Consider the following 8,043-nt stretch of genomic DNA (forward strand, 5'->3'; position numbering starts at 1 on the left):
CCAGCTCACAATGGTCCGGACTGAAACGGGATACCCGGTAGGAGCGAATTCATTCGCGAAGGGGGAGTCCTGAAAAATACGTGTGTCTGACACACCGCTTTCGCGAATTAATTCTCGCTCCCACCGGGATTCTGTTTTGTTGGCGACATGGTGGCGTCTGGGATGCCGTTGGGTCTTTGCTTTAGGCGGTCCGACACAAAAAATGTGACGATTGCGAAGGATCGCTCTGTATCTCTTGAGTGAAGTTTCCGAGAGAATCCAACCCGCTTGCGCCTGCCAAATCATGGGTCTAGCCTGCCTCCCGTCGCTGCAAAATCAGCGGTCGGGTGTGGAAACCTGTTTTGACCAGGCACAAGTATCATCAAGTGACTCGATAAATGGCGATTGCTCTATGGTAGCTGTGTGCGGGCAGACTTCGGTCTGACCCGGGTGCTTGGTGACCGGTTTTCCACCCCGTACATAGCTGCCACCCCTTGCCGTGTGGAAATGGCGAGTGATGGCTCCAGTTGCTCAGATTTGGACCTTCACCATGCTTAAAAACACTTCTGATTTATCCATCAATATCGAAGAAAACCTTTCACGCGCTTGCGACCTTTTACGTTGCGCAGCCGCCACGGCTTATGAGTCCAGCGATCAACTTTCCGGGCGAAAACGCGATCTGGCATTCTCGGTCATGCATCTGGTCGAAATGGCACAGGCGTTAGTGGAGCGCTCTTTGGAAGGGGTAGAGGCGAGGTAGAGGCGGGATGAACCAAGCGGGCAAAATGTAGTGAATTACCCGCGACAGCGCGAGATCAATCCGCCAAAGCATTCAGGACATGAACAGGGTCGTTGTGAATGGCTTTCAGCAACGCTTTAGCGGGGCCGGTAGGTTCTCGGCGGCCTTGCTCCCAGTTCCTGAGCGTGCCAAGTTGTACATCAATGATGGCTGCAAATTTGGCTTGTGAAAGGCCCGTCGCTTTGCGGATTTCCTTGATCTGCATGGCGTCGATGGTGAATTCACGAGATGGCTGGCGTTCGCCGCGAACGATCTCGTCCATCTGTTGCACGCTCTCCATCAGTTCTTCGAAGAGTTTGCTCATTGTTATCTCCAGTGCTCGACCACAGCTTTCAACGCTTTGCGTTCGTCAGCGGTGAGGTCGTGCTGTTCATTTTTTGGATAGATCATCAGTAAGGCGATTTGTGAGGCTGAAACGAAGTGGTAATAGATAACCCTGGCGCCACCTCTTTTGCCGTGCCCTTTTGCTGCTACACGCAGCTTTCGAATTCCGCCCGTGCCTTCGATAACGTCGCCAAGCGATGGGTTAAGAGCCAGGCTTTTTTGGATGATCATGAATGCACCATCATCCAGCAGTTCTTTCGCACGCCTAGTGAATACTGGGGTTTCTATAAAAATCATGCCAGCAAGTGTACGCCGCTGACTTACCTGCTACAAGCGTGAATGCGCACCTCACCTTGTATAGGGGATCGTCTTCCATGCGCGGTCGGGGCGGTTTTTTTGTGGGTTTGAAAGCGGGGCGGGTTGCTTTCATTCACCAACTCAATGGCCTGCAAGCTTGCTCATGCGCAATTGACCTTGTAGGACCGGCTTTAGCCGGGAGGGCAGTATTTCTGCAATGGATTTTTAGCGGATGTACTGACGTCCTCCCGGCTAAAGCCGGTCCTACGAGATGGCGCAGGAGCTGTGTGAGCGAATTCATTCGCGAAGGGGTTAGGCCTGAAGAATACTTGCGTCTGACACACCGCTTTCGCGAATGAATTCGCTCCCACGGGGATTCTGTGTTGTTGGCTCCAGCATCACTTGAGTTGAGCGCTCACTTGCATGTCGAGGCTCACTGACAGTACTAATAAACGGTAAGGTGAGTTCAAAAAAACCGCCCCGAAGGGCGGTTTCAAAATCAAGCCAGATAAGTAAGCCTATTAGTGAATATCTTTATAAGCCTCGTTACCTTTAGCCAACGATGCTGCCAAGCCCGGTTGTGGCGTGAATACTTTGCCCGTTAATGACGAAAAGTGTGTGCCCTTATCGCCATGGCTCACATTGCGTTCATTTTTGTTTTGTTCGCTCAGACCGGTGTAGGTGAACTTGCGCATCGCGGTAAAGGTAGCTTCGTGCATGACAATACTTCGATGCAGAGCACTGACCTGTGCAGGAGACAGGGCTAGTTTTTTGTTCAGCGGAGCGCCCCAGCGGGTCAGGCAGACTTCTGCGAAATGCCTGACCAATTGGCCTGCTTCCGTTAAGGAGCCGGGGCCATCGGAGCCTTTGAGCGACGCGTTACCCACCAGCGTCGCGTGACGCCCAGCCATTGGAAAGATGCTTACTTTGGTAGCGGGATCGGTCTTGGGAATAACGCACGAGAAACCTTTGGATCGTTCGTCCCGAGCGAAAAAGCCGACGTATTCCTTAACGTTTTTCCCGAGAGAAACCTTCTCAAGCTGGAAGTTCAAAGGGCCCGGAACCGGATCAACCGCGAAAATATTGACCGGGATATGACGTAGAGCCGGATCACCCGCCATAGCATTCGCCAGCATGTGGCAGCTGACACCGCCACGGCTCCAGCCGACCAGGTTGACCTGTTTCGGTATCAGCCCGCCTTTACGGAAGATCTTGATGATCTTTTCCTGCAGGTCTTGCGGTGTCACCTTGCGGTCACCATAGTCATAGTGGCGCCACAGCCAGGACGTTGGCTCTTGCACATCATCGATCGGCAGCCCGGCCGCTTTCAACCGCTTGTACTCGGCTTCGGTCAGCTTGGTCCGCTTCCAGTCGGCCTTGCCTTTGGTCAGATTTATTGCATGTTGTACATTTTCGTACCAGCCTTTGCCAAACGCGGTCCCGGTCCAACCGTAGCCTTTGGGTTCAGTGAACAATTCATCAGCTTGTAAATTGCCACTGCCAGGCCCATCAATTACAACCCAGTCGGCGAACTCTCTATTGCCCATGTTACTGGCCAATGTTGCGATTAATTCACCATTCCAATAGTTGTTGTTCAAATTGTCATATTTGGTGGAGCCTGTACCGCAAAAGAAAATAGTAAACACACTCATGAGAAACCTCCGTGTTTTGATGAGTACGGGGCAGACTAGATGAGTAGGTTTGCTTTTGCATGGGGGTCTTGTTACTGGGTGTTATTCGATCTTGTAGGACTGGCTTTAGCCGGGAGGACGTCGTGACATTCACCAAATTTCCTTACCAGAAATATCGCCCTCCCGGCTAAAGCCGGTCCTACGGGCCCATCAAAAGACCGAGATCGTCGCCAACCTGTGGGAGATTCTATGCTTGTCCGCAAGCTGATCGACGACGTGGGACCGGCTTTAGCCGGGAAGGCGGTGTTTCTACTAATGAAAATTCAGCGTCTGTCCCGGCCTCTTCCCGGCTAAAGCCGGTCCCACGTCAGTGAATTCTGTGCGGTTTTGATTTGGGGGCCGCGGGGTGACAGGACGCAAAGCTCCCTAACGGAATGGACCTCGTTTCAGCGTTTTACCCCGCCTCAAACGTCCTGTTCGCTTCGCAATAGCGTTCCTGAGTCTGTTTGCTTTGTTCGTCCCGGTCTCTGGCGGCGCGTTTGGTCCACTCCTGGCAGGATTCCTTGAAGAACACCACAGCGGCGCGGCGGCATTCGCGGTTTTCGACGCTGCCTTTGCTGAAGTTCATGCACACACTGCTGTTTTCGATGTGGTTATTGAACACCCGAAAATCGGCATGATAGCGGCTGCGACTGTCCACAGCCCTGAAGCTGACGCTGGCGATGCTGAAGGGTTTGGTCGGGCGTTCGGTGTTGGAGCGGGCGATGTCAGATTTGTAGTCCGCCATGTATCTGGATGACACCATGCCTTTGGCGGGTTCTCGCTCGGCAGCCTTTGGAACCTGACCAAAGCGGCAGTTGAGGACAGTTTCGTCGATCACGTTGCCGTTCTTCATGCATTCATCCAAAGGCTGGACGCTCGGCGCTGGCAATTCCCGTCTGACCACATTGGGTCCGATGTAAGGCTCGGGAGCCTGGGGTGCAACAGGCTGAGGCGCAGGCGCTATCAAGGCCTGCGGCGGTTGCTCTACGGTGGGCAGAGGTTGTGCAATCAGCGGCTGAACTTGAGGTTTTGTCCGGGGAAACAGCAGATATCCGACAAACCCGGCCAGTGCGAGCACGATCAGCCATTTCGAATAGCCAGTGCTTTTGCGCCGATGCTCAGGCCTGCGTTTGCGCGGATGAGCGCCCAATACAACGTCAACCTTGCCGGGTGTCAGACGCTGGATGTGAATAGATCCATCGTTGTCAGGCTGTCTGCTGGATTCCATTCCCTATTTCCTTCGCCTTTCGCAGAGCTGAGTGTGATGGCGAAGGTTAAACCGTACAAATAGCCTTTTGCTAGTAGGCTTGTCTGTATCCTTATTCATTTTTGTAATGCTTTGGTTGTTTTCTGACCAGGCTGGCCGCGCTAAGGTCTCGCATCTTGGTCGAGGTCAATGGAGTGGCAGCTTATGTACAAGCGTCTTGAGCATGTTTTCGGGTATTCAGAGTTTCGTCCGGGGCAGGAGGCCGCCATCAGCGCGGTATTGGCGGGGCGCTCTGCGGCGGCTATTTTCCCGACAGGGTCAGGCAAGTCACTGTGTTATCAATTGCCCGCGTTGATGCTTCCGCATCTGACACTGGTGGTCTCGCCGTTGCTGGCATTGATTCAAGACCAGTTGGCGTTTTTGCAGCGCCACGGCATTTCGGCAGCCAGTATCGACTCGGCGCAGAGCCGTGATGACGTTGCTCAGGTCATGACCCGTGCGCGCTCGGGTGAGCTCAAGATCCTGATGATTTCCGTGGAGCGGCTGAAGAATGAGCGCTTTCGGCACTTCATCTCGCAGGTGCCGATTTCCTTGCTGGTGGTCGACGAGGCTCACTGTATCTCTGAATGGGGCCACAATTTTCGGCCTGACTATCTCAAGCTGCCGGACTACCAGCGCGAATTCAATATCCCTCAGGCGCTGTTGCTGACTGCTACAGCCACGCCGCAAGTGATTGACGACATGCAGGCCAAGTTTGGCATCGAACCGCAGGACGTAGTCACTACAGGGTTTTATCGCTCCAACCTGAATCTGTGGGTCGAACCCGTGACAGGGTGGGACAAGCGTCGCCGGCTGGTGGAGTGGCTGGGCGCCAAGCCCGATCAGCCGACTATCGTTTACGTCACGCTGCAAAAAACCGCCGAATACATAGCCGCTCATCTGGAGCAGAACGGCATTGCAGCCAGTGCCTATCACGCCGGATTGCCTCACGATCAGCGCGAGTCGATCCAGCGGCAGTTCATGGCCGGGCAGCTCAATTGCATCGTGGCGACTATTGCGTTTGGCATGGGCATCGACAAGAGCGATATCCGCAACGTGGTGCATTTTGATCTGCCCAAATCCATCGAGAACTACAGCCAGGAAATCGGCCGCGCCGGGCGTGACGGCGCTCCGTCTGATTGCCTTGTACTAGCCAATCGCGACAGCCTCAACGTGCTGGAAAACTTTGTTTACGGCGACACGCCGGAGTTGTTCGGCATTCGTTATGTCCTTGAGGATTTACTGGATGCCGGGCCGCAAGGGCAGTGGGAGTTTTTACTCGGACCGCTGGCGGAGCAGGCCAATATTCGCCAGCTGCCACTGAAAACCTTGCTGGTGCAACTGGAGCTGCGCGGCATTATTGCGCCACGCTACGCGTATTTTGCGGAATACCGTTTCAAGTTTTTGATCGAGCCGGAGGCGCTTGTGCAGCGTTTCGAAGGGGAGCGTCGGCAATTTGTCGAAGCTTTGGTTGCGACGTCCGCACGGGCGCGCACCTGGGCGACTGTGGATTTCGATGCGATGTATCAGCAGTATCAGGCTGAGCGTGGACGGGTCGTGACGGCGCTGGATTACTTTCAGGAGAAAGGCTGGATCGAGCTCGAAAGTAAGCAGATGACTGAGGTGTACAGCCTGCTGGTCACCGATTTTGATGTTCAGGCGCTGAGCGTCGAGCTGCATGAGTATTTCAGCGAGCATGAAACCTCGGAAGTGAAGCGGATCCACGCGATGCTTGAGCTGTTTGCCAGCGAGCAATGCTTAAGCGGTCGGCTGGCGGATTACTTTGGTGATCACAAAGCCCCTCGGCGCTGCGGGCATTGTTCAGTCTGTGCCGGGCACGTCGCGCGGTTACCGGAGCCACCGGCGTTGGCACCCCTTGAAGCACAGAGTTTCGAGCAATTGTGCGGTGAGTTCATCCTCAAGCATCAGGATTACAGAGACCACGTCCCGAGTGCCGACTGCGTGACTCGCTTCCTGTGCGGCATCAGCGTGCCGTTGTTCACCAAACTCAAGGCGCGAGGGATACCGGGCTTTGGTCAGCTGGAGGATTATCCGTATGCGGCGGTGAGGGATTGGGTGCGGGTTAATATCCACTCTGAATAGTTGTAGGAGCTGCCGAAGGCTGCGAGCGCGGTGTGTCTGACAAACAGTCTTCGCAGCCTTCGGCAGCTCCTACAGATGCCAACTTACGACAAGAGAACTCCATGACCCACACAACCCCGCAACGCGCCGACTACCGCCACTTTCAGCCCATCACCACCCGCTGGCACGACAACGACATCTACGGCCATGTGAACAACGTGACCTATTACAGCTTTTTCGACAGCACAGTGAATACCTACCTGATCGAGCGCGGTGGGCTGGATATTCATGACGGTTCGGTGGTGGGCTTTGTGGTGAGTTCGTCGTGCGATTACTTCGCGTCGATTGCTTACCCTGACTTGATCGAAGTCGGTTTGCGGGTTGCGAAGCTGGGCAATAGCTCTGTGCAGTACGAGCTGGCGGTGTTCAAGGTTGGCGAAGACGAGGCTTGTGCGGCTGGGCGCTTTGTTCATGTGTTTGTGGATCGGGGGTCCAATCTGCCGGTATCCATCCCTGACACGCTGCGCGAGGCGTTGCAGATTTTAGTGGTCTGAAAACAACACTGGCCGCTTCATGGGCGGCCAGTGTGCTTGTCAGGTCAAACACGTCACTTAACGATGACGGTAGTGATGTTTGTTTTTCCGGTGGCCATGCGCGTGTCCGCGCGGACCACGGTCACCACGATAGCGACGGTTATCACGATCATCGGCGCGGCTTTCGTTGCCCATGTAGTTACCCAGTGCACCACCAGCGCCACCGCCTGCCGCTGCGCCGACAAGGCTGCCAGTGCTGCCGCCTACGCTGCGACCGATGACGTTACCGCCTGCAGCGCCCAGACCGCCGCCAATGGCTGCTTCTGTACGGCTGCGACGGTCGGCACCCACGGCCGCGCCACCTGCGCCACCCAGGCCTGCGCCAATCGCTGCACCTGTGTTGCCGCCCAGTTGTTGGCCGACAACGGAACCGAGTACCCCACCCAATGCACCGCCCACACCCGACTCAACCGTACCGCCTGCTGAGGCGAGACCACTGGCCAGAGTGAGTGACAACAACAGAATCGAGGAATACTTCATGCAATGAACCTCAAAGGGATGACGGCGCCGATGCTGAGGTTCTGCCGGGATTGTGGCAACGCAAATCCGACGAGTAACACGACTGGTACACAAATACCTAAGTTACTGTTTTTGCTAAGGAACTTAAGTCGTGATTGGCAGTCTGAGCTTACTTGATCAAGGCCCGTTTCTCGCGAAACGGGCCTTTTTTTGTGCGTTTGAAAAGGCTTCTGTAGGAGCTGCCGCAGGCTGCGATTGCATCATCACTGACACAACGGGATTCGCAGCCTGCGGCAGCTCCTTATCTGTTAGCGATCTGTCAGATTAGGTGCCGAGAGTCGACGTGGACGACCGCTCGCTCCTCGATTTAGCCGATCGTTCTGTAGCAAGGTCTCCACGTCGATATCTCCTCACACACGCCCGTACAGTTGCCCGAGGTTGCACTCGAAGATAAGGCTGGGCAGGTGAGGAGAGACTCTCGACCTACCCAGATTAACGGAGATCGTGATGACCTGCATTGGCATTGGCATCGATGTGAGCAAAGCCACCCTCGACATCTGCGTGCATCAACATAAAAAACCTCTTCGAACA

The 8,043-nt window shown here is 54.9% G+C and carries 8 protein-coding genes; 3 read left to right on the forward strand and 5 right to left on the reverse strand.

Annotated elements, in window-relative coordinates; genetic code table 11:
• Positions 1-496 precede the first annotated feature (496 nt).
• A complete protein-coding gene (locus tag CKW31_RS27710) occupies positions 497-739 on the forward strand; it encodes a DUF6124 family protein (protein WP_246475282.1) in 243 nt (80 codons plus the stop codon).
• 55 nt (positions 740-794) lie between these two features.
• Here CKW31_RS27710 and CKW31_RS27715 read toward each other — a convergent pair whose 3' ends face one another.
• From CKW31_RS27715 to CKW31_RS27730, 4 genes are all read right to left on the reverse strand, one after another.
• Positions 795-1,082 (reverse strand): DNA-binding transcriptional regulator, encoded by a 288-nt coding sequence (locus tag CKW31_RS27715; RefSeq protein WP_095102061.1) that lies wholly within the window; start codon positions 1,080-1,082, stop codon positions 795-797.
• A 2-nt stretch (positions 1,083-1,084) separates the two neighbouring features.
• On the reverse strand, positions 1,085-1,399 hold the full coding sequence (locus CKW31_RS27720; RefSeq protein ID WP_095102063.1) for a type II toxin-antitoxin system RelE/ParE family toxin: 315 nt from the start codon (positions 1,397-1,399) through the stop codon (positions 1,085-1,087).
• A gap of 521 nt (positions 1,400-1,920) precedes the next feature.
• Positions 1,921-3,051 carry a hypothetical protein gene (locus tag CKW31_RS27725; protein ID WP_095102065.1) on the reverse strand — a complete coding sequence of 377 codons (1,131 nt, stop codon included), beginning with the start codon at positions 3,049-3,051 and terminating at the stop codon, positions 1,921-1,923.
• A gap of 433 nt (positions 3,052-3,484) precedes the next feature.
• Complete coding sequence (locus tag CKW31_RS27730; protein WP_095102067.1) at positions 3,485-4,300, reverse strand: hypothetical protein; 816 nt, start codon at positions 4,298-4,300, stop codon at positions 3,485-3,487.
• A 183-nt stretch (positions 4,301-4,483) separates the two neighbouring features.
• Between CKW31_RS27730 and CKW31_RS27735 the strand changes: the two genes are divergently transcribed.
• Positions 4,484-6,421, forward strand: coding sequence for an ATP-dependent DNA helicase RecQ (locus CKW31_RS27735; protein ID WP_095102069.1), 1,938 nt, complete (start codon positions 4,484-4,486; stop codon positions 6,419-6,421).
• A 101-nt stretch (positions 6,422-6,522) separates the two neighbouring features.
• A complete protein-coding gene (locus CKW31_RS27740; protein ID WP_095102071.1) occupies positions 6,523-6,954 on the forward strand; it encodes a thioesterase family protein in 432 nt (143 codons plus the stop codon).
• 57 nt (positions 6,955-7,011) lie between these two features.
• On the opposite strand, the gene CKW31_RS27745 is transcribed toward CKW31_RS27740, so the two are convergent.
• On the reverse strand, positions 7,012-7,473 hold the full coding sequence (locus tag CKW31_RS27745) for a YMGG-like glycine zipper-containing protein (protein WP_027899927.1): 462 nt from the start codon (positions 7,471-7,473) through the stop codon (positions 7,012-7,014).
• Positions 7,474-8,043: the final 570 nt, after the last annotated feature.

It is taken from the genome of Pseudomonas sp. Irchel 3A5, assembly GCF_900187575.1.
In the GTDB taxonomy this organism is placed as follows: domain Bacteria; phylum Pseudomonadota; class Gammaproteobacteria; order Pseudomonadales; family Pseudomonadaceae; genus Aquipseudomonas; species Aquipseudomonas folii.

What these genes read in the sequence shown, in the direction of transcription:
- CKW31_RS27745 (WP_027899927.1), bottom strand. Translation starts at nt 7,473, where the DNA reads ATGAAGTATTCCTCGATTCTGTTGTTGTCACTCACTCTGGCCAGTGGT.
- CKW31_RS27735 (WP_095102069.1), top strand. Translation starts at nt 4,484, where the DNA reads ATGTACAAGCGTCTTGAGCATGTTTTCGGGTATTCAGAGTTTCGTCCG.
- CKW31_RS27710 (WP_246475282.1), top strand. Translation starts at nt 497, where the DNA reads ATGGCTCCAGTTGCTCAGATTTGGACCTTCACCATGCTTAAAAACACT.
- CKW31_RS27730 (WP_095102067.1), bottom strand. Translation starts at nt 4,300, where the DNA reads ATGGAATCCAGCAGACAGCCTGACAACGATGGATCTATTCACATCCAG.
- CKW31_RS27720 (WP_095102063.1), bottom strand. Translation starts at nt 1,399, where the DNA reads ATGATTTTTATAGAAACCCCAGTATTCACTAGGCGTGCGAAAGAACTG.
- CKW31_RS27715 (WP_095102061.1), bottom strand. Translation starts at nt 1,082, where the DNA reads ATGAGCAAACTCTTCGAAGAACTGATGGAGAGCGTGCAACAGATGGAC.
- CKW31_RS27740 (WP_095102071.1), top strand. Translation starts at nt 6,523, where the DNA reads ATGACCCACACAACCCCGCAACGCGCCGACTACCGCCACTTTCAGCCC.
- CKW31_RS27725 (WP_095102065.1), bottom strand. Translation starts at nt 3,051, where the DNA reads ATGAGTGTGTTTACTATTTTCTTTTGCGGTACAGGCTCCACCAAATAT.